21 protein-coding genes are annotated in these 21,582 nt (G+C 64.3%); 9 read left to right on the forward strand and 12 right to left on the reverse strand.

Features of this window, described 5'->3' with window-relative positions:
- The first annotated feature begins 7 nt into the window (after window positions 1-7).
- The 5 genes from SZ55_RS02040 (at window position 8) to SZ55_RS02060 (ending at window position 5,327) form a co-directional block, all read left to right on the forward strand.
- A complete protein-coding gene (locus tag SZ55_RS02040; RefSeq protein WP_044400474.1) occupies window positions 8-1,072 on the forward strand; it encodes an ATP-NAD kinase family protein in 1,065 nt (354 codons plus the stop codon).
- Window positions 1,053-2,027, forward strand: a complete 975-nt coding sequence (locus SZ55_RS02045; protein WP_044400477.1) for a thiamine pyrophosphate-dependent dehydrogenase E1 component subunit alpha — start codon at window positions 1,053-1,055, stop codon at window positions 2,025-2,027. The genes SZ55_RS02040 and SZ55_RS02045 overlap by 20 nt, the downstream gene beginning before the upstream one ends.
- Before the next feature lie 43 nt (window positions 2,028-2,070).
- Window positions 2,071-3,090 (forward strand): alpha-ketoacid dehydrogenase subunit beta, encoded by a 1,020-nt coding sequence (locus SZ55_RS02050; RefSeq protein WP_044400480.1) that lies wholly within the window; start codon window positions 2,071-2,073, stop codon window positions 3,088-3,090.
- On the forward strand, window positions 3,087-4,199 hold the full coding sequence (locus SZ55_RS02055) for an acetoin dehydrogenase dihydrolipoyllysine-residue acetyltransferase subunit (RefSeq protein ID WP_044400482.1): 1,113 nt from the start codon (window positions 3,087-3,089) through the stop codon (window positions 4,197-4,199). The genes SZ55_RS02050 and SZ55_RS02055 overlap by 4 nt, the downstream gene beginning before the upstream one ends.
- A 63-nt stretch (window positions 4,200-4,262) precedes the next feature.
- On the forward strand, window positions 4,263-5,327 hold the full coding sequence (locus SZ55_RS02060; RefSeq protein WP_236692381.1) for a 2,3-butanediol dehydrogenase: 1,065 nt from the start codon (window positions 4,263-4,265) through the stop codon (window positions 5,325-5,327).
- Window positions 5,328-5,522: 195 nt separating this feature from the next.
- Here SZ55_RS02060 and SZ55_RS27235 read toward each other — a convergent pair whose 3' ends face one another.
- From SZ55_RS27235 to SZ55_RS02090, 8 genes are all read right to left on the reverse strand, one after another.
- Window positions 5,523-6,785, reverse strand: coding sequence for an ATP-binding domain-containing protein (locus tag SZ55_RS27235; protein WP_082078118.1), 1,263 nt, complete (start codon window positions 6,783-6,785; stop codon window positions 5,523-5,525).
- Window positions 6,782-8,572 (reverse strand): ATP-dependent nuclease, encoded by a 1,791-nt coding sequence (locus SZ55_RS02065; RefSeq protein ID WP_044400488.1) that lies wholly within the window; start codon window positions 8,570-8,572, stop codon window positions 6,782-6,784. Before SZ55_RS02065 ends, SZ55_RS27235 begins: the two co-directional genes overlap by 4 nt.
- Before the next feature lie 235 nt (window positions 8,573-8,807).
- Window positions 8,808-9,482 carry a DUF5710 domain-containing protein gene (locus tag SZ55_RS02070; RefSeq protein WP_044400491.1) on the reverse strand — a complete coding sequence of 225 codons (675 nt, stop codon included), beginning with the start codon at window positions 9,480-9,482 and terminating at the stop codon, window positions 8,808-8,810.
- Between the two features lie 119 nt (window positions 9,483-9,601).
- Complete coding sequence (locus SZ55_RS02075) at window positions 9,602-10,507, reverse strand: hypothetical protein (protein ID WP_236692379.1); 906 nt, start codon at window positions 10,505-10,507, stop codon at window positions 9,602-9,604.
- Window positions 10,508-10,554: 47 nt separating this feature from the next.
- A complete protein-coding gene (locus SZ55_RS27840) occupies window positions 10,555-10,884 on the reverse strand; it encodes a hypothetical protein (RefSeq protein WP_152644422.1) in 330 nt (109 codons plus the stop codon).
- A gap of 334 nt (window positions 10,885-11,218) precedes the next feature.
- On the reverse strand, window positions 11,219-11,716 hold the full coding sequence (locus SZ55_RS02080) for a BRO-N domain-containing protein (protein WP_044400494.1): 498 nt from the start codon (window positions 11,714-11,716) through the stop codon (window positions 11,219-11,221).
- Window positions 11,717-12,319: 603 nt separating this feature from the next.
- Window positions 12,320-13,078 (reverse strand): class I SAM-dependent methyltransferase, encoded by a 759-nt coding sequence (locus SZ55_RS02085; RefSeq protein WP_044400497.1) that lies wholly within the window; start codon window positions 13,076-13,078, stop codon window positions 12,320-12,322.
- Between the two features lie 183 nt (window positions 13,079-13,261).
- Window positions 13,262-14,098, reverse strand: coding sequence for a helix-turn-helix transcriptional regulator (locus tag SZ55_RS02090; protein ID WP_044400500.1), 837 nt, complete (start codon window positions 14,096-14,098; stop codon window positions 13,262-13,264).
- Between the two features lie 136 nt (window positions 14,099-14,234).
- On the opposite strand from SZ55_RS02090, the gene SZ55_RS02095 reads away from it, so the two are divergent.
- Together SZ55_RS02095 and SZ55_RS02100 are read left to right on the forward strand one after the other, a co-directional pair.
- Window positions 14,235-14,504: a helix-turn-helix domain-containing protein gene (locus tag SZ55_RS02095; protein ID WP_044400503.1), complete on the forward strand. Its 270-nt coding sequence runs from the start codon at window positions 14,235-14,237 to the stop codon at window positions 14,502-14,504.
- A gap of 73 nt (window positions 14,505-14,577) precedes the next feature.
- Complete coding sequence (locus tag SZ55_RS02100) at window positions 14,578-15,063, forward strand: hypothetical protein (protein WP_044400506.1); 486 nt, start codon at window positions 14,578-14,580, stop codon at window positions 15,061-15,063.
- A 180-nt stretch (window positions 15,064-15,243) separates the two neighbouring features.
- On the opposite strand, the gene SZ55_RS02105 is transcribed toward SZ55_RS02100, so the two are convergent.
- Window positions 15,244-15,933 (reverse strand): GNAT family N-acetyltransferase, encoded by a 690-nt coding sequence (locus tag SZ55_RS02105; RefSeq protein WP_044400509.1) that lies wholly within the window; start codon window positions 15,931-15,933, stop codon window positions 15,244-15,246.
- Between the two features lie 344 nt (window positions 15,934-16,277).
- Between SZ55_RS02105 and SZ55_RS02110 the strand changes: the two genes are divergently transcribed.
- On the forward strand, window positions 16,278-17,309 hold the full coding sequence (locus SZ55_RS02110; protein ID WP_044400511.1) for a sensor domain-containing diguanylate cyclase: 1,032 nt from the start codon (window positions 16,278-16,280) through the stop codon (window positions 17,307-17,309).
- 96 nt (window positions 17,310-17,405) lie between these two features.
- Here SZ55_RS02110 and SZ55_RS02115 read toward each other — a convergent pair whose 3' ends face one another.
- Complete coding sequence (locus SZ55_RS02115) at window positions 17,406-17,867, reverse strand: hypothetical protein (RefSeq protein ID WP_044400512.1); 462 nt, start codon at window positions 17,865-17,867, stop codon at window positions 17,406-17,408.
- Window positions 17,868-18,064: 197 nt separating this feature from the next.
- On the opposite strand from SZ55_RS02115, the gene SZ55_RS02120 reads away from it, so the two are divergent.
- Window positions 18,065-18,985, forward strand: a complete 921-nt coding sequence (locus SZ55_RS02120; RefSeq protein WP_044400514.1) for an ADP-ribosylglycohydrolase family protein — start codon at window positions 18,065-18,067, stop codon at window positions 18,983-18,985.
- A 22-nt stretch (window positions 18,986-19,007) separates the two neighbouring features.
- Here SZ55_RS02120 and SZ55_RS02125 read toward each other — a convergent pair whose 3' ends face one another.
- Window positions 19,008-19,481 (reverse strand): nuclear transport factor 2 family protein, encoded by a 474-nt coding sequence (locus tag SZ55_RS02125; protein WP_044400517.1) that lies wholly within the window; start codon window positions 19,479-19,481, stop codon window positions 19,008-19,010.
- Window positions 19,482-19,524: 43 nt separating this feature from the next.
- Window positions 19,525-21,576: a pyridoxamine 5'-phosphate oxidase family protein gene (locus SZ55_RS02130; protein WP_044400520.1), complete on the reverse strand. Its 2,052-nt coding sequence runs from the start codon at window positions 21,574-21,576 to the stop codon at window positions 19,525-19,527.
- Window positions 21,577-21,582 lie beyond the last annotated feature (6 nt).

Below are 21,582 nucleotides of genomic sequence, written 5' to 3' on the forward strand. Positions count from 1 at the left end.
TGCCGCCATGCCCCTGCGCGTCGGCATCATCGCCAACCCCGCCTCCGGCCGTGACGTGCGCCGCCTCACCGCCAACGCCGGGCTGTACTCCAGCACCGACAAGGCCGCCGTGGTGCAGCGCCTGCTCGGCGCGTTCGGCGCCACCGGCGTGGACGAGGTGCTGATGCCGCCGGACATTACCGGTATCGCCGCCGCCGTGCTCAAGGCCAGCGCCAGCCGCCACGCCCACGACAGTCGCTGGCCGCGCCTGGAGTTCCTCGACCTGCCGCTGCGCCAGAGCGTGGAAGACACCCGCCACGCCGCACGCCTGATGGTCCGGCGCGGCGTCGCCCTGGTGGCGGTGCTCGGCGGCGACGGCACCCACAAGGCCGTGGCGGGGGAGGTGGGCGACATCCCGCTGTTGTGCCTCTCCACCGGCACCAACAACGCCTTCCCCGAGCTGCGCGAAGCCACCGGCGCGGGCCTGGCCGGCGGGCTCTACGCCAGCGGCCGCATCCCGGCGGAGGTGGCGCTGCGCCGCAACAAGCGCCTGCGGGTGCGCATCGCCGCGCGCGGCATCGACGAAACCGCCCTGGTGGAGGTGGCCGTCTCGCCGCTCACCTTCACCGGTGCCCGCGCCATAAGCCGCGCGGAGGACCTGGCCGAGGTCTATGCCGCCTTCGCCGAGCCCCACGCCATCGGCCTCTCGTCCCTCTGCGGGCTGTGGAACCCGGTGTCACGGCGCTACCCCCGTGGCAGCTGGGTGCGCCTCGCCCCCGGCGCCGAACAGGCCCTGCTGGCGCCGCTCGCCCCCGGCTTGCTGCAGGCCTGCGGCATCGTCGCCAGCGGCAGCCTGGAACCCGGCATCCCCCGGCTGCCGCACCTGGCCGCCGGCACCCTGGCCCTGGATGGCGAGCGCGAGATCGAGTTCGCCGCCGCCGACCGCCCCAGCATCACCCTCGAACTCGACGGCCCGCTGAGCATTGACGTCGAGGCCGCCCTGGCCTTCGCCGCCTGCCATCGCCTGCTGGCCGTCCCTGGCAAGCCCGTGAACCACCCTGGAGAACAAGAAGATGTCCACGCTTTCGACTGAGCAATTGCTCCATGCCTACCGCGTGATGCGCACCATCCGCGCCTTCGAGGAACGCCTGCACGTGGAGTTCGCCACCGGCGAGATCCCCGGCTTCGTCCACCTGTACGCCGGCGAGGAAGCTTCCGCCGCCGGGGTGATGGCGCACCTCTACGACGAGGACTGCATCGCTTCCACCCACCGTGGCCACGGCCACTGCATCGCCAAGGGAGTGGACGTGTACGGGATGATGGCCGAGATCTACGGCAAGAAGACCGGCGTCTGCCACGGCAAGGGCGGCTCCATGCACATCGCCGACCTGTCCAAGGGCATGCTCGGCGCCAACGGCATCGTCGGTGCCGGCGCGCCGCTGGCCGCCGGTGCCGCCCTGGCCGCCAAGCTCAAGGGCAACCGCGCCGTGGCCGTGGCCTTCTTCGGCGACGGGGGCTCCAACGAGGGCGCCGTGTTCGAGGCCATGAACCTCGCCTCGGTGTGGAACCTGCCGTGCATCTTCGTCGCCGAGAACAACGGCTACGCCGAGGCCACCGCCTCCAACTGGTCCGTCGCCTGCGACCACATCGCCGACCGCGCCGCCGGCTTCGGCATGCCCGGCGTCACCGTCGACGGCTTCGATTTCTTTGCCGTGCACGAAGCCGCCGGCGCCGCCATCGAGCGGGCCCGGGCCGGGGAGGGGCCCTCGCTGATCGAAGTGAAGCTGACCCGCTACTACGGCCACTTCGAAGGCGACGCCCAGACCTACCGCGCCCCCGACGAGGTCAAGCACTACCGCGAAACCCGCGACTGCCTCATGCAGTTCCGCGAGCGCACCACCCGCGCCGGCCTGCTTCAGGCCAGCGCGCTGGACGCCATCGATGCCGAGGTCGAGGCCGGCATCGAAGAGGCCGTGGTGCGCGCCAAGGCCGACCCCAAGCCATCCCCCGCCGACCTGCTCAGCGACGTTTACGTCGCCTACCCGTAACCGGCCGGCGAGCCGCCAGAAGAACAATCAAAGGAGAGCCATCATGGCCAGAAAGATCAGTTACCAGCAGGCCATCAACGAGGCGCTGGCCCAGGAAATGCGCCGCGACCCCAGCGTCTTCATCATGGGCGAGGACAATGCCGGCGGCGCCGGCGCACCCGGCGAGGACGACGCCTGGGGCGGCGTGCTCGGGGTCACCAAGGGCCTCTACCACCAGTTCCCCGGCCGCGTGCTGGACACCCCGCTGTCGGAGATCGGCTACGTCGGCGCCGCCGTGGGTGCCGCCACCCGGGGCCTGCGCCCGGTGTGCGAACTGATGTTCGTCGACTTCGCCGGCTGCTGCCTGGACCAGATCCTCAATCAGGCCGCCAAGTTCCGCTACATGTTCGGCGGCAAGGCCGTCACCCCGCTGGTGATCCGCACCATGGTCGGCGCCGGCCTGCGCGCCGCCGCCCAGCACTCGCAGATGCTCACCGCGCTGTGGACCCACATCCCCGGGCTCAAGGTGGTCTGCCCCTCGTCCCCGTACGACGCCAAGGGCCTGCTGATCCAGGCCATCCGCGACAACGACCCGGTGATCTTCTGCGAGCACAAGCTGCTCTACTCCATGCAGGGCGAGGTGCCGGAAGAGCTCTACACCGTGCCCTTCGGCGAGGCCAACTTCCTCCGCGACGGCGACGACGTCACCCTGGTGACCTACGGCCGCATGGTCCACCTGGCCATGGACGCCGCCGCCAGCCTCGCCCGCCAGGGCATCTCCTGCGAGGTGCTGGACCTGCGCACCACCAGTCCGATGGACGCCGACAGCATCCTCGAAAGCGTCGAGAAGACCGGCCACCTGGTGGTCATCGACGAAGCCAACCCGCGCTGCTCCCTGGCCACCGACATCGCCGCGCTGGTGGCCGAGCAGGCCTTCCACGCCCTCAAGGGGCCGATCCGCCAGGTCACCGCTCCGCACACCCCGGTGCCGTTCTCCGACGCCCTGGAAGACCTCTACATCCCCAGCGCCGCGAAGATCGAAGCCGCCGTGCTGGCGCTGCTGCAAGGGAGAAACGCCGCATGAGCCGCATCCATACCCTGACCATGCCCAAGTGGGGTCTCTCCATGACCGAAGGCCGGGTGGCCGACTGGCTCAAGCAGGACGGCGACACCATCGAGAAGGGCGACGAAGTGCTCGACGTGGAGACCGACAAGATCAGCAGCAGCGTCGAGGCGCCGTTCTCCGGCGTGCTGCGGCGCCAGGTGGCGCGGCCCGACGAGGTACTGCCGGTGGGCGCGCTGCTCGGCATCGTGGTGGAAGGGGAGGCCAGCGAAGCGGAGATCGACGCCGTGGTCGAGCGCTTCCTTGCCGAGTTCGTGCCCGGTGGCGAAGGCGAGGCCGACAGCGGCCCCAGCCCGCAGAAGGTCGAGCTGGACGGCCGCACCCTGCGCTACTTCGAGCGTGGCGAAGGCGGCGTGCCGCTGGTGCTGATCCACGGCTTCGGCGGCGACCTCAACAACTGGCTGTTCAACCACGAGGCCCTGGCCACCGAGCGCCGCGTCATCGCCCTCGACCTGCCCGGCCACGGCGAATCCGCCAAGCAGCTGGTCCGCGGTGACCTGGACGAGCTGAGCTGCGCCGTACTCGCGCTGCTCGACCACCTCGACATCGAGCACGCCCACCTGGCCGGCCACTCCATGGGCGGCGCCGTCGCCCTCAACACCGCGCGGCTGGCCCCGCAGCGAGTGCGCAGCCTCAGCCTGCTGGCCAGCGCCGGGCTCGGCGCCGAGATCAACGGCACCTACCTGCAGGGCTTCGTCGAGGCCGGCAACCGCAACGCCCTCAAGCCGCAGCTGGTGCAGCTGTTCTCCGACCCCGCGCTGGTCACCCGGCAGATGCTCGAAGACATGCTCCGCTTCAAGCGCCTGGAAGGGGTGGACGCCGCCCTGCGCCAGCTCGCCGACACCCTCAACGAGGCGGGCCGCCAGCGGCTCGACCTGCGCAGCGTGGTGGAGAGCGGCCAGCACCCGGTGCTGGTGGTCTGGGGCGAGGCCGACGCCATCATCCCCGCCCACCACGCCGATGGCCTGCCGGCCGAGGTGCACATCCTCCCGGGGCAGGCCCACATGCTGCAGATGGAGGCCGCCGACGCGGTCAACGCGCTGCTGCAGGCCTTCCTCCAACGCCACTGACGATCACCGGGCCCGGCACCCGCCGGGCCCCAGGAGAACCCCATGAGCATCCTCCCCAACAGCATGCGTGCCGCGGTGTGGCACGGCCGCAACGACATCCGCGTGGAAGACGTGCCCCTGCCCGGCGACCCGGCCCCCGGCTGGGTGCAGATCCGCGTGCACTGGTGCGGCATCTGCGGCTCCGACCTGCACGAGTACGTCGCCGGCCCCGTGTTCATCCCCGTGGAAGCGCCGCACCCGCTCACCGGCATCAAGGGCCAGTGCATCCTCGGCCACGAGTTCTGCGGCGAGATCGTCAAGCTCGGCGACGGCGTGCAGGGCTTCACCCCGGGCGAAGTGGTCGCCGCCGACGCCTGCCAGCACTGCGGCACCTGCTACTACTGCCGCCACGGCCTCTACAACATCTGCGAGAACCTCGCCTTCACCGGGCTGATGAACAACGGCGCCTTCGCCGAATGGGTCAACGTCCCCGCCAACCTGCTGTACAAGCTCCCGGCCGGCTTCCCCGCCGAGGCCGGCGCCCTCATCGAACCGCTGGCCGTGGGCATGCACGCGGTGAAGAAGGCCGGCAGCCTGCTCGGGCGCAACGTGGTGGTCGTGGGGGCGGGCACCATCGGCCTGTGCACCATCATGTGCGCCAGGGCCGCCGGCGCCGCCCAGGTCATCGCCCTGGAGATGTCCAGCGCGCGCAAGGCCAAGGCCCGCGAAGTGGGCGCCAGCCACGTGCTGGACCCGAACGAATGCGACGTGCTCGCCGAGATCCGCACGCTCACCCAGGGCCTGGGCGCCGACGTCAGCTTCGAATGCATCGGCAACAAGCACACCGCCAAGCTCGCCATCGACGCTATCCGCAAGGCCGGCACCTGCGTGCTGGTGGGCATCTTCGAAGAGCCCAGCTCGTTCAACTTCTTCGAACTGGTGGCCACCGAGAAACAGGTCCTCGGCGCCCTGGCCTACAACGGCGAATTCGCCGACGTCATCGCCTTCATCGCCGACGGCCGCCTCGACATCACACCCCTGGTCACCGGCCGCATCGAGCTGGAGCAGATCGTCGAAAAGGGCTTCGAAGAACTGGTGCACAACAAGGAACACAACGTGAAGATCATCGTTTCGCCGCGTGCGGCATAAGCCCCGACTGAGGCCGCGAACTGCGGCCTGACCCCGGCGCCAGGCCGGGGTTTTTTTGTGGGGGAGGGAAGTGGTGTTTGTTTTGAAGGGCTGTTATCGGCCAAGAGCGGGCGGTGGCCTAGTAAACAAATCTGTCCTTTTTTCTACGAGGACGTCGCAGGATCAGAGAGCGAATTCGGCGGTAGCTCTGCGCGATTACGTGAAGGGAGGCAGGCTTATGTGGGCAGTTGCTTGCACAAGGACAATGCATCGCTCCTTCGCACGTGTCACCGCGTTATAGAGCAAACGCCTCTTCTGCTCATCGCTTCCACCGACTCCGGCAGGCCAGAGCACAATGACGTTGTCAAACTCACGGTTTTTGGCACCGTGAACTGTCATGCCTTTCCATCCACGCACTCCGCTTCGTCGAGATTGGCGGCGCTGTGCAAATGATTGTGCCACTATTTTTTCGACCTCATTCCTTGAGAACTCCACCTTCGCCTTTGTGCGGCGTTGAATCTCCAACCATTCGATCACATCGCTGGCAACTCTCGCGTCACCAGCGGCTAAGAGAGCGGCAGCAATTGAAGGCGAATCGGCCTGGTTGTCCAGTTGAATCGTCGCCATATAATCGGTAGCAGCTTTTGCTTCTGACTGCTCCCAAGAGATGCTGTAAGGGCCTGCACCTTTCTTGGTTTTATTCGCAGCCGCCCAAGTCAATGCAGCTATCGCAAATGCCCCAAGCATTGGAGTTATTATCGCGACACTCTTGCCACCGCCGTACCAACTCAAGTTGGAATTGATCCATGCTCCAGCCAAGGGTGACCTCGGCGTTAGCGCAACTTTGAAGTAGTTCCCGGACTTTGGTGCTTCGCCGGCACGAATCGCTCGCGCTGCATTAAGCAGCTCATCGACGTTGGTCCGGCGTGGCTGCGTAAGCTCTTCAGGAACGCATACTTGGGAAAGCCAAACGCATGCAGGGTTGGGTCGAAGCTCCTCGCTGAGACATTGAAACTCGTCGGCTGCAACAAATACCTCCAATCTATTGGCCAGACCTGCAACCATGCCGAGGCGATCCACAGTCATATCTTGGGCTTCATCTACGACGAGTATTGGAAACGTCATCACCACCCAACTTTGGACCTCTTTAATTTGTAAAAGCGCGCTGGCAGCTTCACAAACGCGTTCGTGCTCACTTGGCTCTATGTTTACGAAGCCGAGAGCTGCGGTAAGCGAACGCCAACGTCTAATTAGACGCCATGCAAAGCTATCAATGGTCATGCATTCCGCCCTACCCCTCAGGCTCTGAAGCATTCCCAGACGCTCCTCCAGGCGTCGACGAGATCCATGCATAAACGTAAGCGCCAGAACCTTCTGCCCTGCATGAAGTGGTGTCGCGTCCAGATATGCAGACAGCGAAGTCATGAGCATGTGAGTTTTGCCACAACCGGCGCCACCAGTGAATGCGTGGATTGTCATGGCTGGAAGACCCACACCCCGTCGGCTCCACGCGCAAATCGCTGGGTAGATTCATCGCCGACACATGCACAAGCCAGACCGCTCAAGAGATCCGCTGCACGCCCTCTGCATGCTTGCGTCGTAGCAATGGCATCAGCAAGGCTTTCATAGGCGATGATGTCCATCTTCTTGGCTTTGAGATACGCAACAATGTCAGCGCTGGACGCAGGCGCCTGAGGAGAGATTTCAGCCAGCTTCTCTACAACTACGGCTTCGTCGGCTTCAAGGATCCAACCGATGGCATCCTCAATCATTGCGCCATCGTGCCAGCGGATGATCGCACTCGGCGGTGCAGCTTCTTGCTGCAACTGATCTGCATATCCTAGGCCGGCCGCGTCTCCATCCACCAAGCAACATACCCTCTGGTGAAGACGTGTCATCAGCCTCTGAGTCTCGACGACATTTGCGTCCTCTGTGGGAACTACACCGACTTCGATACCGAACGGCCGTGGCATCGTATCGACCCATCCTTCGGTCATCATCAGCGGCCGTAGAATGCAACGAATTAGTTGGAAGTCAGCACGCCCCTCTGGAACAAGAAGCGTGGGTTGCATTAACGCACTCAGCACGTCTATACGGCTGTGCTGGAAAAACTTACGCTTCCAATTTGGAGTCGCCGCCACAAGCGGACTGGCCAAGAAAGGCTCAGCTGAAAGCCTCCCCTCATGCTTTTTCAAAACCAAAACGGAGATCGGATCCGCGATGCTAGCAACGAGCGGCGAATGGGTCGTCACGAAAGTCTGGGTCGATAGCGCTTGAACACGCTGAACCAGTCGTTGCTGTGCAGAAGGTGGGAGATGGATTTCAGGCTCTTCGAGAGCCATCAGAAACTCTCCGCCACTTAAAGCACGAGCGCGACCAAGCTCAAGAAGCAATAGCAAGCCTTGCATGGATACCAGCCCACTGCCTTGTCTCCCTGCGGGTATGCTGAAGCCATCCGCTCCTGAAAAGTGGGCTGACACTGCCTCCATCACCGACCGGCTGTCGGTGCTTGTGAGCCTCAACTGGACTTTCGGAGCGTTCGGGAATGAGAGAGCAAGCTCACTATTTAGATTCTGGATCAGAGGTTGAATACCTGGGTCGGCATCGATTGGCTGGGCCGGAGCCCTCAAACGGTCTCGTTCAGCGAGCAATGAACCAGCAGGCTGAGCCGCAGCGGCCAGCACCGTGCGCTTGAAAAGCTCATTACCCCATGAGAAGACCTTGTCCCAAGTCCGGCTCGCGCGCACCAGATAGAAGCTCAGTTCCTGTATAAGCTTGCCAGGCACCGGGGCAGGCGCCTCATCAGCAAAAGGATCAATGGGTTCTTCGTGGTCATGGAAGTAGCGAATGGTTTCCACGCCCAGGCTTTCAAGGTCGAAACGAGCTTGCACACCAAGCTGGCAACATAGCTTCCACGCCAAGTTTTCGCGTCGCGGATGCACGTGGCCTGTCTCCTCATCGAGCCACTTAACAACCGCTCTCCCATCACGAAACCACTGGCTGCTTTGCTCTGGATCATCCTCCGGAAAATCAGTGATCGTAGCGACAATCTTGATCCTATCTGCTGCCTGCGGGTTAGATCCATAGAAGTCATGCTCGGTCAGCTCCCGCACTAAGCGATCCCTGCCAAGCACAAGAGTCATAGCTTCGATTAGCGTGGTCTTGCCGGTATTGTTATCTCCAATGAGAACAGCATGCTTGCCGAACTGCACAAAGCCCGTCCTCACCCCGCGAAAACCATCGATCCTTAAATTGGCTACCCGCATTCTTAATTCCTTTTTCCAGAGTGCGAATCACTGGCGTCCGCCGCCATGTCCTTCAACCTTCAAACGAGACGCTGCTCAAGCCACTCAGAGGTATCGGTCAACAGGTTCGATCTCATTTGAAAACAGAGAAAAATCATGATCGTCATGTTCCTGAACGGTCGTTTTGGTCGTTAGTTGACCGTCGTTGCATCTCCCCCAGCCGCGGCCTATCTCCACTTTTACTGAGTTTGGACGTTTAGCTCTGCTCTTGAACACGCATGCAGTCCAGAAAGTCGTCAGAAGCAAAACCGACTCCACAATTAGACTCAAACCGCTCGTTGATCTTCGTCAGGATCATTCGGCTAGCCTGCTCTGGCGAAGTGGGGAAGAAAGCCCCACCCGGCTCACTGTGCATAAAGAAATCGCCCTGCTTCGATCCGCAGTGCTCGCAGTGATTCATCATGTATCGGCCGCCAGCTTTACTGTATGCAGACTTAAAGTTTTCAGTGAAACGGCTAAGCTGTTTTGCAACCTGCGGAGATAAGCTGCTGACGCTAGAGGCAGTTCCGCGGTATCCACGACAGCTCCACTCACCACGGTTGGCTGAAAGCGTGAAACCTTCGTCTTCATCCTCAACAAGCTCAAACTGCTCGTGTTCCTCAGGAAGCACGAAGGAAAAAACACGCGTCGAGTTGAAGCATTTCCAGCAACTGGTAGCTGACTCGATCACATAGTAATAGGGCGAGCGAACAAGGAATTCCGGCTCGTGCTCAAGATCATCTTCTTTGGCTACAGGCAACCACTGCACAAGAGGTGCTATATCGACCCCGTCTGGAACATACCAGACTTTCAGTGTCGGATCCCATCGTGCGCCAAGTGACTTGGCTTCATCTTTCTGCGAGAACGGGACTTTAAGGTCAGTCCTTGGCATATAAAACTCCATTTTTCTTACGGAATAGTCGGGGACAGACCCCGATACTGATGCTGCCGAGAGTCATCTGTCTGTCGTGAATGGCAGCTCCTGGCCGATAGCAGACGCTGCGCGCAGCGTCACTGCTCAGGTCGCTCTTGAACGCCCAGATCTTGATACCTTTGCTTACCCCACACAGTAGGGTCTGGAGTCACCTCAATCACTCTGGTCTGCGGAGTATTGATACGAAACCCAGGCTCCATATTTGCCCGCATTTCGAGGTACTGCCCTAGGAAGGCGTCGTACGCTAGGCGGGGCGCGTACTGCACGTTTCCTTTCTGGTCCACCGCCTCGCCTCGATAGAAAAAGTCCACGCCCTGGGCCAATGGCAGTGACAGACTAGCAATAGGCTTGTAGTCACCCTCATATAGCGTGAGCCGCAGCTTGGCCTGGGGCCCGTATAGCAGCCCCATCTGTTCGGCGAACCAGTTGATGTATTTGTCGCCGTTGATCCGTGTCGGTTCGACAGGCAATGTAGATGCACTGTCCAGTTCACGGTTTTTACGCAGGCGACTGGCCATACCACTCAGTTGCAACCCTTCACCGAACTTGACGTCAACCTGTTCGCCAGCCTCGATCTTAATTGGCTTGTTCGCTGAAAGCGCAGGCCACAACAAGTTTCTGGCGCCGAACGAGCCGCCGACCTTCGACAGATTTCTCGCCTGCACTATCTCCCACTTAGCTGCAGTCAAAACAATGGGCACCGCCGTGATGTTCGTCGCGCGCACGGACAAGAACACCTGCTCGTTAACAGATTGCTTGTCACCACTAGGTCGTCCGAACATCAGTGTTGGACTAAGCCAAGCCTCTGCAACAAAGAGCCTGCGACCTTGGGTAGCGGCAGTGATGTTGGTCAGGCGTTTCAACGCTTCGTCGGTGATGCCGATGCAATAACTTGTCCCCGATGCGCCCGGACCGCTGACGATGGACGAGCATGGGCCCGTGGTCTGCATATTCGGTGACTGTGCCAGGGCCAACTGAGGCATAACCAGCACCCAAAGCATTACCGCCGCACTGCGAAGCTTAGCCTCCCTCATGGTCGAGTATCGACCGTGGACTTAACCACGGCGCCCTGTCCGGTCACGATCGGTGAGGCTGCTCCGTTGGTGGACATTCCGCCATTTTCAGGGGGGTGTGCAGGCGCCGACTTAGTTGGCCTAGTCACGTGAACCTCGACCTTCGCATCCGGTGCGGTAACGATGGGCGAGCCGTCGTTGTGGGTGGCAATAGAGGGGGCCGGTTGCGCTGTCGGATTGAGTTTTACGTCAATCTCATACCGCTTTGCATTAATCTGCAGCCCACGATTTTGAACTAGTGCTGCAGCGACCAATAGTGCGACTAAAACGACCAGCGTAATAACCACTAACGATCTCCTGCGGCTGCTTCTCCCCCGAGCGCGCGTTCTCTGCGAGTAATTTTTCAACATCAAACTCCAATAAATTATGGATGCGGTATCCGTACGGCCGCAGACGCAGTGGTGGCCTCACACTACTTACGACGCTCACGAGAGTACATGAGCAAACTCATTGCCGTGGGGCCAGATGGCACGATTAACATCATGAGCGAGCCAAATCCTTTCTACTTGTTCAAAAAAAGCAGCCGCCCCGCAGCCATGGGCAATGTCAGCTATTGGCCGACAACTGCCATTCCTACCAAAAACGCCGCACTCCCATGCGGCGTTTTTCATTTCTGCACCTCTAGAAAAACCGCCTCCAACTCGGCCCATCCCCCAACAGCGGGTCGTCATGCACCGCCATGAAACGCGGCAGGTCCTGGCGGGCGATCCAGGTTTCGCTTTGCCAGTGCAAGGCGGCGATGCGCTGGTTGGCCCAGGTCATGAGGATGCGTCGCGGGCTGGCCTGCGGGTCGCGGTGGTAGTCGTGGAGGGTGGGGATCACTTCGTCGCTGAGCCACTGGCTGAGGGCGCAGTGCTCGGGGTGGCCGAAGCGGTAGAGGGCGCGGTAGAGGCCGGCGTCACTGACCAGTTCCACTTCTTCGCAGCGCCCTGTGCTGTAGCGCAGAAAGGCGAAGCGGAATTGGTGGGGGTAGAGGCGTTTGGTCAGGCGGTAGGGCCGGGTGGCGGCGATCATCAGGGCGAAGTCGAGGGCGACGAACCAGGGGCGGTTGTCGATCATGACGGCGCGCAGTTGATGGCAGTGGCGTTGGAAGGTGATGGGGGTGAATGCGTCATGCATGGTGTTGCTCCAATGTCGGTTAAGGAGCTGCCACCTACGTCGCTAAACGAAAGGGTGGCAGACCGCGCAGGGTTAGCGAACCGGAGACATTGGAATCCGGCAGACCCGAGGGTCTCCCCACGCGATCTGCCATAGAGCGGTGCAGTAAAAACTGCATGCGTGCCAATGCCTGCAAGAAACATCCGCCGTTTCTCGCATGCACCAGCTGGCGCAATCGCGCCAATGTCTTTCGGGTCGCTAAACCCGGCCACGGGATTGACCGTGGCCGGCGCAGGATAGGGACGGCCGAGCCCGAGGGCAAGGGGAGGAGGGGGCCGGCACGGCGACAGGCTGCCGTCTTGGCTGGGAGAAAGTGGCGGGTCTTGGGGCGGAAAGCGTTACGTCAGGCCGAGCCCACGATCTGCCGCTGACCGAGTGAGGCGGTTGCTTGAACAACCGCCTCGGGCGCACTCAGCGGTGTGGTTGTGGATTGCGCTGATCGGCACGTTCACCCTTCGATTCGGGATGAACGTGCCGGGGTTACGGCCCTTCCCGGTTGGCGTGGACGCGGCCGCTTTCGATCCGCCGTGCGCCACCTTTGCCGCGCCCTTGTTCACGGCCTCGTCAACCTGGGCGGCGTGCTTCGAAGCTGATGATGTGATCGCTCTGGCAAGGGGAGCGGCCATGCTGGTAGCCGCCTGACGCCACCACCTCTACAAAGCCCGCTTCGCGCAGTGCGAATGCCAGTTCGTCGACGCCCCACCAGCGCAAGTGGAACAGATCCAGCTCGGCGGACTGCAAGGTGCCGTCTTGCCAATGCTGGTAGTGCAGATGGGACAGCGTGGTTTGCTTGCGGTAGTCCACTTCGGCCCGGTGGCTGGTCAGTGTGAGAAGGTTGCTGCCATCCACTGTCCAGCTCCGTGCCGCCTGTGCCTCCCCGATGATGCTCTCGATGGGGTCGATGTCGATGATCAATCGCCCGCCGGGCTGCAGGTGATTCCAGAACCGTTTGAGCACGGTCATTGCGGTGGTGGTTTCGGTAATCAGCTGGAATGACCCGGCGGGCATGATGATGGCCGCAAATCGCTGGTCGTAGCGGAACTGCTCGAATGTCTGCTGTGTGAGGGGCGCGGGCAGCCCTCGCGCCCGGCATTCCTGCCGGCAGTATTCGAGCATCTCGTGGGAGGCATCGAAGCCCTCGATGGCCAGGCCCTTCTCCAGCAGCGGTATGAAGATCCGCCCATTCCCCACTGCGGGCTCCAGTACCGGGCCATCAACGTCCGCCAGACGCTCTTGGTAGTACTCCAGATCTCCAAATGAATGGCCGATGGGTTTATCCAGGTGATAAATCCACGAGGCGAGTCGTCCGTATCGGTTTTGCATATCACTCTCCATGGCAAGCGCGGGATGCTACCGCAACTCGGGGGCCGTGCCTGCCTGTGAAGTCGAGCGTCCTCATGTCGCTGTTACAGCGTGCAGCCACTGTCCATTCGGGCGTGGGGCGCGTGCGAATGGCTTGGGTTGATTGCGGTGTTCCGGTGTGGGGTGGAGGGCTCTGGAGCGATGTCAGGACTGGCGCCGATATCGACGTTGCCGCCGCTTTGGCCTGCTGAACAATTCCGCGCCAAGCAGCTCGCCCATGAACAGCCCGAAGAGTTGCGCCTGGCTGTCCACTTCCAGCTTCTCGTACAGGTTGCGCCGGTGGACCTTCACGGTGCTCCAGGCGATGCGCAGTTGCCTGGCGATCTCCAGGCTGGAGTAGCCCTGCAGCATCAGCTGGGCAATCGTGTGCTCCCGCCGCGTCAGCAGTTCCTCCCCAAAGCTGCTGAATACCGCGCGCACATGCTCGGTCGGCCGCAGGGCATCCGCCCGTGGCTGGCTCCTCGCCGCCCAGGCCAGGCGCACCACGTCCTCCACGACCGGCATGGCGTCATGCAGCAGCCGCAGCGTCGCGTCGCCGTACGCGTTCTTGCCTGTGGCCCTCATCAGCGAAAGCACTGCTCGGCAGCCTGGCTCCGGGGTGGTGAAGAAGCCCACCTGATCACTCAGCCGCAAGCGGTGGTAGTAGGTGAGGAAGTAGTGGCCGTTTTCGAAGCCTTCCCGCGCCAGGTCCCGCAGGCTGTAGAGCCCATCGACCTTGTCGAAGAGGCTGCTGAGGTAGAAGGGGTCGAGCAGGTAGGGGCCGCTTCTGTAGTCATCGATGAAGCGCCGTCGCCGTTCGGGCGGCAGGGCGTAGTAGAGAGGCTGCGGCGGGTAATGGCCTTCGTTGACGAACAGTACGACGTGGTCGGTCGGGGCAAGGCTCTGGAGCCAGTGGGTGAGGGCCTGCAGCTGAGGCTCGCCGGGTGGCTGGGCGAGGACGCGCGTGATGTCGCAGGTCCATGTGTTCGGGAGCAGGTGCATTGGCCGGAAACTTCCCTTTCAGAGCCCCGGAGCTAGAGGGCGTAAGAGGTGCTCTCATTCGGCAAATAATACTCTATAGAGTATGGAGTAATGGCCAGACGAAAGGCTTCATCGTTCCTTTTTGCGAGTAGGTGGAATGGAACTGAAGCAAGCCCTCGGGAAGGCCATCAAGGAGTTGAGGCTCAGCAGCGATCTTTCCCAGGAATCGGTGGGGGCAAGCCAGAGCTACATCAGCGATGTGGAGCGCGGCATCAAAAGCCCTTCGGTCATCAAGCTGGCAGAGCTGGCGGAGAACATGGGCGTGCATCCGTTGACGATTCTGGCCAAGAGCTACCTGCTGGCAAACCCCGAACTGACGGTGCAGGCACTGCTGGAGCAATTGCGCCAGGAGCTGGAACAGCACTGATCGACAGGGGTAACTCAACTGCCAAGCCCTCTGCACGGGGGCTTTCATCATCCGCGCACGGACAAGGATCGCCATGCGGCTTACGCACCTCGCCACTCACACCCGCTGCCAACCACGCCTGGCCCGCCTGCTCGCAGCCCTGCTGCTGCTCCAGGCCATTCCCGCCCTTTGCCTCGCCGAACCCACCTTCACCGGAAGCTGGTACCTGGACCTGCGCACGCCCGAGCAACAGGCCGCCCAAGCCGAGTGCGGAAGCGCCGGCTTCGATCTGACCCAGCAGGGCAACACGGTGCTCGGGACGCACTACCTCGCCACGGTCAACTGCGGCAAGCTCAACGATGGCGGCGAAGTCCGGGGAACCGTGACGGGCTCCGAAGCCGTTCTGTTTGTCACCAGCGGTCGAACGGGCGAGGTCGTGAAGGGCAAGGCCACGCTGCAGGGCGACACGCTCAGGTGGCAGGTGCTGGAAACGGTCAAGGTCGGCGAGCCGGAGTGGGAGCCGGGGCTTGTTCTGCGAGAGGGGACACTGGGAAGGGTAGCGGGCCCAGTGGCCAAGTGAGGCGGCCATCAGGGCGCCAAGACAACCTGCCTCCCGCCATCACTGAACGAAACCTTGCCCTTGACCGGCTGGGTTGCGCAGCACAGCGCGTCCTTCTTCCAGTCGGGCTTGAAACCCGAGAACAGGATCTCGACTCAGCCAGCTGCTGTCATCTGTGCTTTTCCTGCGGTGCACCGACCTTCAATGCACCGTGGGAAAGCGCTCCTTCACCAGGGCCTGGGCGTGGAAGGCCAACTGGTCCAGCAGCCGGTCGCGCTTGGCTTCTGCTTCGCGCATGGCCTTGCTGCCGTGCTGCTTCACCAGGTAGGCGTGGATCTGCCGCACTTCCTTGGACTGGTAGATGGGGGCGAGGTCCTGCACGGCGACCAGGCCGTCGGAGCGGTGGTCACGGGTGTTGAGCAGGACGTGGGGCCCCTGGGCGGCCAGCACGCGCAGCCCCATGGCTTCGAAGAGTGGTGCCTTGCTGGCGACGCAGGCCAGTTCGAGGTGGGTCCGCTGGGCGATCACCTGCTGCAGCAGGGCACGGCCGATGCTGCGCCGGCGGTGGCTGGCCTTCACGGCGATGTAGGGGAGGGTGCAGGCTTCGGCGTCGTCCGCGCTCGGCAGGAAGAGGGCAAAGCCGAGCACCTGGGAAGGGTCTTCGTCATCCAGCGCCAGGACGAGCCGTGCGGCACCGTCCAGCCCGCTGTCCATGGCCTGCAGGTAGAGGTGCACCTCGTAGCCGATCACGTACTGGTACAGCGGGTAGAGCGGGTTGCTGGGCGTGAGCGGCACGGGGCTGATGTCGCTGAAGTCGTCCACCACCAGCTGCAGGACCTGGCTCTTCAGGGACTCGGGCGGCGGCGTGTCGAGGGTAACGAGGGTGAACATCGGGAAGCAGGCTCCAGGCGTGCCCGATCAGGGGATCGGCGCGGGCGCCATTGTAGCGCTCGCGTGGGGCGGATGATTGGAGCAGTGTCGTTGCCGGCTGCAGCGAGTAGGAGGACTGGCGGCGTCTCGCCCATCGAAATGGACGACCACGACGAAGTACCGGACGGCACCCTTGTCGGCAGATGCCGGTGGAGTCAGGCACGCACCGTGACGCGTTCACATCCTGAATTGAAACGGGTTGCCGTAGCGCCTGGTTACCGCCAAGAGGCGGTTTCCCCTGGTTCAATTCGGGCTGCTTTTGGCTAACAATCCCGCACCCGTCCACAACGCCGTAGTTCTTGCCCATGGACCACATACTGTCGCTTCTCTCGGAAACCGTTCCCAAGGCCCGGACCCTGGAGGAGCTGACCCGGCCACTGCTGGCCCTGCTGGGGCAGGTCACGGGGATGGAGTCGACCTACCTCACCACCATCAACACCGACGAAGGCATCCAGCGCGTCGAGTTCGCCCGCAACGTCGGCAGCATGGTGATCCCGGAAGGGCTGGTAGTGCCCTGGGCGGACACGCTGTGCAAGCGAGCGCTCGAAGAGAAGCGGCTCTACTCCGACAACGTCGCCGAGTGCTGGGGCGACTCCGAGGCCGCCGCTGCCCTGGGCATCAAGACCTACCTCAGCGCACCCATCTGCTCCCACGATGGCCGGGTACTGGGCACGGTGTGCGCCGCCAGTTCGGCACAGGTGGCCCGCTCCGCCGACGTGGAGCCGCTGCTGATGCTCATGTCCGGCTTGCTCAGCTATTCGCTGGAGCGGGAGCTGCTGGTGGAACGGCTCCAGGCCGCCAACGCCGAACTGGCGAAGCTGGCCATGACGGACAGCCTCACGGGGCTGTCCAACCGCCGGGCGATCCTCAGTGAATTCAACCGGCTGTTCGCCCAGGCCCAGCGGGAACAGAAGTACGTGCTGGTTGCGGTGATCGACCTGGATGGTTTCAAGGGCATCAACGACACCTACGGCCACCAGGCGGGCGACCAGTTGTTGCGGGGCGTGGCCGCTCAGTTGCAGGCGTGCCTGCGCGCCAGCGACATCCTCGGGCGCACGGGCGGCGACGAGTTCGTGGTCATCGCCCTCGGCGCAGCTGCCGAGCTGGCAAATCCGAATGGCATGCAACAGGCTGCCAGTCAGCTTCAGGAGCGCCTGGCCCAGGCGACGGTCGGGACGTTCGAGCTGGGCGAGGGGCTGGGCGACATCCATTACCCCGGCGCCAGCGTCGGTGTGGCCGCTGTCACCCCGGAAGGCATCTCCGCCGAGGATGCGCTGAAGCTGGCCGACCGGGAGATGTACAAGGCCAAGGCCAAGCGCAGAAAGCGGGGCGACTGAGCGGCATCATCGCCACGGTGCCCTTTTTGATCCCCGCCCATTACCAGGCTGGGGTGACTGTCTCGAAGAGCGCCATCTCCGATCCGGTAATGCCACTCACTCCTTGTTCATCGCCCAAGGCCCCACCCGCTCCAAGGTGCCGCCGATGGCGCCCCGCAGGCCGCAGAAGGACTGGCAGCGCTGCGCATCCAGCGGTTTCACCACCACCTTGTCCTCTGCGAAGACGAGGCTCACCTGGCAGCGGTGTGATGCATCGGGCGCGCCGTAGCCTTCCCAGCTGGCGTACAGGTGATGGTCCGGGTCGTCGGTGAACAGGTAGGTGCTGGCGGCACCGGGGACCGGGGTTGCGATGCCCGGTATTTCGCAGCGGGCGGCGCCCGATTCCGACACGTAGAAGAACGACAGGCCGTGTGCCGTGGCCAGCACGGTGAGGGTCTGGTAATGGCCCGTGGCAGGTGTGGCGGCCCGGTAGTAGCCGTGCAGGGGCGCTTCGGCCCGAGCGGCCAGGCTGCTGGCGGTGATGAGCACGAAGGCGGCAACGCGGAGAGCGGGTGTCATGTCGGCATCCTCTGCATGGCGGGGTACGTCCGTGTGAGCGGCGCCGAGCATACATCGGGTGCGCCGCAGCCCGGCATGCCTTGCGGGCCGTTTTGCCAGAACCGTCTCAGGCGCCAGACAGTACCTCTGCTACGCTGCGCCCGCCTGAAAGGCGCTGCCAGTGGGGCTTAGCCAGGAACCGGAAGGGAATCACCCGCATGCACAACGCACATCTCTCGGATCGCTACGCAGGGTGCCTGCTTGGCCTGGCCTGTGGCGACGCGGTCGGCACGACCCTCGAGTTCACCCCGCGCAGCGCCCTCGTCCCCATCACCGACATGGTCGGCGGCGGGCCCTTCCACCTGGCGCCGGGGCAGTGGACGGACGACACCTCCATGGCGTTGTGTCTGGCGGAAAGCCTGCTGGAGCGCAATGGGTTCGACGCCCGGGACCAGATGAGCCGCTACCTGAACTGGTGGCAATGGGGGTACTGGAGTTCGACGGGGGCGTGCTTCGACATCGGCATGACGGTCCGGGATGCACTGACGCGCTTCCAGGAGACGGGAGAGCCGTTCGCGGGCTCGAGCGACCCTCGAACCGCCGGCAACGGTTCGCTCATGCGCCTGGCTCCGGCTGTGCTGTTCTACTACCCGGACCGCGAGGCGATGAGGTGGGCGGCGCGCCAGAGCTCCCTCACCACCCATGGCGCGGCCGAGGCCATCGAATCGTGCCTGCTGCTTGCGGAGGTCATTGCCAACGCGCTGGCGGGGCAGGGCAAGGACGAGATGCTGGCGCTGTCCCCGGAGGCCTATGCCGAGCCCGCCATCCGGCGCCTGGCCGAGGGCAGCTTCAGGTACAGGTCGCGTGACCAGATCCAGGGCACCGGCTACAGCGTCGCCTCCCTCGAAGCCTCCCTGTGGTGCTTCTGGTCCACCGACTCCTTCGAGGCAGCGGTACTCGCCGCCGCCAACCTGGGGGATGACGCCGACACCACCGCCGCCATCACCGGCCAGATCGCCGGCGCCTTCTACGGCCGGCAGGGCATTCCGGCCCGCTGGATCGAGCGGCTGCACCTCGCCTCCGAGATCGAAGGCATCGCTGCCGCCCTGTACCGGTCCGCCCTGGCACGCTCCGGCTGACCCTGCGCCGGCTTGCAGGCGCCTACAACCCCAGATCGCTCAACCCGGGATGCTCGTCGGGCCGCCGACCCTGGGGCCAGTGGAACAGCCGCTGGTCCTCGCGGATCGGCAGGTCGTTGATGCTGGCGTGGCGGACCTGCATCAGGCCGTGTTCGTCGAACTCCCAGTTCTCGTTGCCGTAGGAGCGGTACCACTGCCCCTCGGCGTCGTGCCATTCGTAGGCGAAGCGCACGGCGATGCGGTGGCCTTCGAAGGCCCAGAGTTCCTTGATCAGGCGGTACTGCTGCTCGCGCTGCCACTTGCGGGTGAGGAACTCGCGGATCTGCTCGCGGCCACGGGGGAACTCGCTGCGGTTGCGCCAGCGGCTGTCGACGGTATAGGCCAGGGCAACCCGCTCCGGGTCGCGGCTGTTCCAGCCGTCTTCGGCCATGCGCACCTTCTGCACGGCGGTTTCATGGGTGAAGGGGGGAAGCGGGGGGCGGGTTTCGGCGGTCATGGTCGTGCCTCTTCAGGTGTGGGCGTGGTGTCAAAGGTAGCCGCTAAAGGTCGAGCAACAGTGGCTGTGGCGCACCGGCGGCGGGCACCGCGCAGCAGATCAGCGCCTCGCCCGCGTCTGGCAGGCTGGCCGGTGGCTGCGGGTAGGTCACCTGGCCACTGAGGATGCGCGTGCGGCAGGTGCCACAGGAGCCGCTGCGGCAGCTGAAGTCCGGCTGCAGCCCGCGGCTCTCCGCCAGCTCCAGCAGGCTGCCGCCTTCGGGCTGCCAGCGGGCCTCCTTGGCGGATTGCTGGAACAGTACCGGCACCGCCTCGGTGGCCGCCGGGGGCAGCGCGTCGGCTGGGCTGGCCGTGTCCGGCCGGCGTTGCAGGCTGGAGGGGCCGAACGTCTCGGCGTGCAGGCGGCTGTCGCTGATGTTCAGCGCCCGCAGGTCGTCGTACAGCGCCTGGGTGAAGCCGGAGGGGCCGCAGAGGACGAAGTCGTAGTCGTCGAAGGGCAGCACGGCCTTGAGCAGGGCGGTATCGATGCGCCCCGCCTGGTCGAAGTCCAGCCCCTCCTGCAGTTCGCCTTCCGGCTGGCTGAGTACCCGCAGCCACTGCAGCGTGTCGCCGGCTTCCTGCTGCAGGGCGGCCAGTTCGCGGCCGAAGGCCAGCTCGCTCCCGTGGCGCGCGGACTGGAACAGCCAGACCACACGGCGACGGCGCAGGCGACGGTTCTGGTAGTGCACCTCGCGCAGCATGCTCAGCAGCGGCGTGATGCCGACGCCGGCCGCCAGCAGCACCAGCGGTCGGCGCTCCTCCGGATCGAGCACGAAGCGGCCGCGCGGGGCCTTGGCCTCCAGCAGGCCGCCGACGCCCAGGTGCGCGTGCAGGTGTTGGGAGACGAGGCCGTCGCGCTTCACGCTGATCCGCAGGAAGCCGTCCGACGGTGCACTGGACAGGCTGTAGGTGCGGATCAGGGGTTGCGCCTGGCCCGGCAGGGGGAGCCGCAGCGGCAGGTGCTGCCCGGCGGAGAAGGCCGGCCAGCCGCCCTGGTCGGCGGGCTCCAGGTAGAAGGAGCGGATGCTGGCGCTCTCGTCCTGCACCCGCGTCACCCGCAGCGGGCGCCAGTGGTCGCGCTGCGCGGCGGCCTGCAGGCGGGCCTCGGCCTCTTCCCAGCTGCCGGTCATCAGGCTGTTGGCGGAATAGCCCTGGAAGGCCCAGCGCAATGCCAGGGCGGCGGGGCGGCGGATGACCTGCTCCACCTCCAGGTGCCAGAGCCGTTCCGCACCCTGGAAGGCGCGGATTTCCTCACCCTCCAGCGTCAGCTCGGTGCGCCCGCTGAGTTGCAGGATGTCGCCGCTGGCGAAGTCGATGAACAGCAGGCCCGCCTGCGGGTTGAGCAGCAGGTTGCCGAGGGTGTTGAAGTGCAGGTTGCCGGCGAAGTCCGGGATGCTCAGGCGGTTGCCCCGCACCCGGACGAAGCCGGCCTGGCCGCCCCGGTGGGAGACGTCCACGGTCCGGTGGCCATCGGCGAGGGTGACGTAGCTGGCGACGAAGAAGGTGTCGGCGCTGGCGATCACCTTGCGTGCCGCATCGTCCAGCTGGGCGAGGTGTTCGACCGGGGCTGCTGGCGGGGTCGTGGTTGCGACGGTCTCGTACTGGCGCAGCTGGATGTACTGCGGGCAGTTGCCAAAGGTCTGTTCCACGGCGATGCCCAGCCCATGCCCGTCACGGGCCACCACCTGACCGTTGAGGCGGTTGCGCCGCCTGCTGTGCAGTTCGATGCCCAGCAGGCCGACCGCCGCGCCGTCGGTGAGGGCGGCTGCGGCCGGGTCGCCGGCCTGGGGCAGGGCGTCCAGCCGCAGCAGGCGTGGGTCCGGCGAGTGGGCGAAGCCGACCGGGCCTTCGAGGATGCTGGCCCAGGGGCGCCCCTGGGCATCCACCGAGCCCAGCAGCACGAAGGGCAACTGGCGGTAGAAGGCGCGGTGCTGCTCGGGCATGTGGTCGCGGATCACCCGCCGGCCCATGTCCGCCATGCGCTGGGCCACCCCGGCGCGTGCCTGCAGTTGCTGTTCCCCGGCGTGCCAGGGGGAGGGCTCGGTCGGCTGGTTCATGGTGGG

It is taken from the genome of Pseudomonas sp. FeS53a (assembly GCF_000931385.1).
Taxonomy (GTDB): Bacteria; Pseudomonadota; Gammaproteobacteria; order Pseudomonadales; family Pseudomonadaceae; genus Metapseudomonas; species Metapseudomonas otitidis.

Bases quoted from the DNA above. Each gene is read 5' to 3' on its own strand.
- SZ55_RS02105 (WP_044400509.1), bottom strand. From the start codon at position 15,933: ATGTTCACCCTCGTTACCCTCGACACGCCGCCGCCCGAGTCCCTGAAG.
- SZ55_RS02090 (WP_044400500.1), bottom strand. From the start codon at position 14,098: ATGCACCTGCTCCCGAACACATGGACCTGCGACATCACGCGCGTCCTC.
- SZ55_RS02125 (WP_044400517.1), bottom strand. From the start codon at position 19,481: ATGACCGCCGAAACCCGCCCCCCGCTTCCCCCCTTCACCCATGAAACC.
- SZ55_RS02095 (WP_044400503.1), top strand. From the start codon at position 14,235: ATGGAACTGAAGCAAGCCCTCGGGAAGGCCATCAAGGAGTTGAGGCTC.
- SZ55_RS02115 (WP_044400512.1), bottom strand. From the start codon at position 17,867: ATGACACCCGCTCTCCGCGTTGCCGCCTTCGTGCTCATCACCGCCAGC.
- SZ55_RS27235 (WP_082078118.1), bottom strand. From the start codon at position 6,785: ATGACAATCCACGCATTCACTGGTGGCGCCGGTTGTGGCAAAACTCAC.
- SZ55_RS02100 (WP_044400506.1), top strand. From the start codon at position 14,578: ATGCGGCTTACGCACCTCGCCACTCACACCCGCTGCCAACCACGCCTG.
- SZ55_RS02040 (WP_044400474.1), top strand. From the start codon at position 8: ATGCCCCTGCGCGTCGGCATCATCGCCAACCCCGCCTCCGGCCGTGAC.
- SZ55_RS02085 (WP_044400497.1), bottom strand. From the start codon at position 13,078: ATGCAAAACCGATACGGACGACTCGCCTCGTGGATTTATCACCTGGAT.
- SZ55_RS02055 (WP_044400482.1), top strand. From the start codon at position 3,087: ATGAGCCGCATCCATACCCTGACCATGCCCAAGTGGGGTCTCTCCATG.
- SZ55_RS02130 (WP_044400520.1), bottom strand. From the start codon at position 21,576: ATGAACCAGCCGACCGAGCCCTCCCCCTGGCACGCCGGGGAACAGCAA.
- SZ55_RS02120 (WP_044400514.1), top strand. From the start codon at position 18,065: ATGCACAACGCACATCTCTCGGATCGCTACGCAGGGTGCCTGCTTGGC.
- SZ55_RS02050 (WP_044400480.1), top strand. From the start codon at position 2,071: ATGGCCAGAAAGATCAGTTACCAGCAGGCCATCAACGAGGCGCTGGCC.
- SZ55_RS02065 (WP_044400488.1), bottom strand. From the start codon at position 8,572: ATGCGGGTAGCCAATTTAAGGATCGATGGTTTTCGCGGGGTGAGGACG.
- SZ55_RS02070 (WP_044400491.1), bottom strand. From the start codon at position 9,482: ATGCCAAGGACTGACCTTAAAGTCCCGTTCTCGCAGAAAGATGAAGCC.
- SZ55_RS02045 (WP_044400477.1), top strand. From the start codon at position 1,053: ATGTCCACGCTTTCGACTGAGCAATTGCTCCATGCCTACCGCGTGATG.
- SZ55_RS02060 (WP_236692381.1), top strand. From the start codon at position 4,263: ATGCGTGCCGCGGTGTGGCACGGCCGCAACGACATCCGCGTGGAAGAC.
- SZ55_RS02075 (WP_236692379.1), bottom strand. From the start codon at position 10,507: ATGCCTCAGTTGGCCCTGGCACAGTCACCGAATATGCAGACCACGGGC.
- SZ55_RS02080 (WP_044400494.1), bottom strand. From the start codon at position 11,716: ATGCATGACGCATTCACCCCCATCACCTTCCAACGCCACTGCCATCAA.
- SZ55_RS02110 (WP_044400511.1), top strand. From the start codon at position 16,278: ATGGACCACATACTGTCGCTTCTCTCGGAAACCGTTCCCAAGGCCCGG.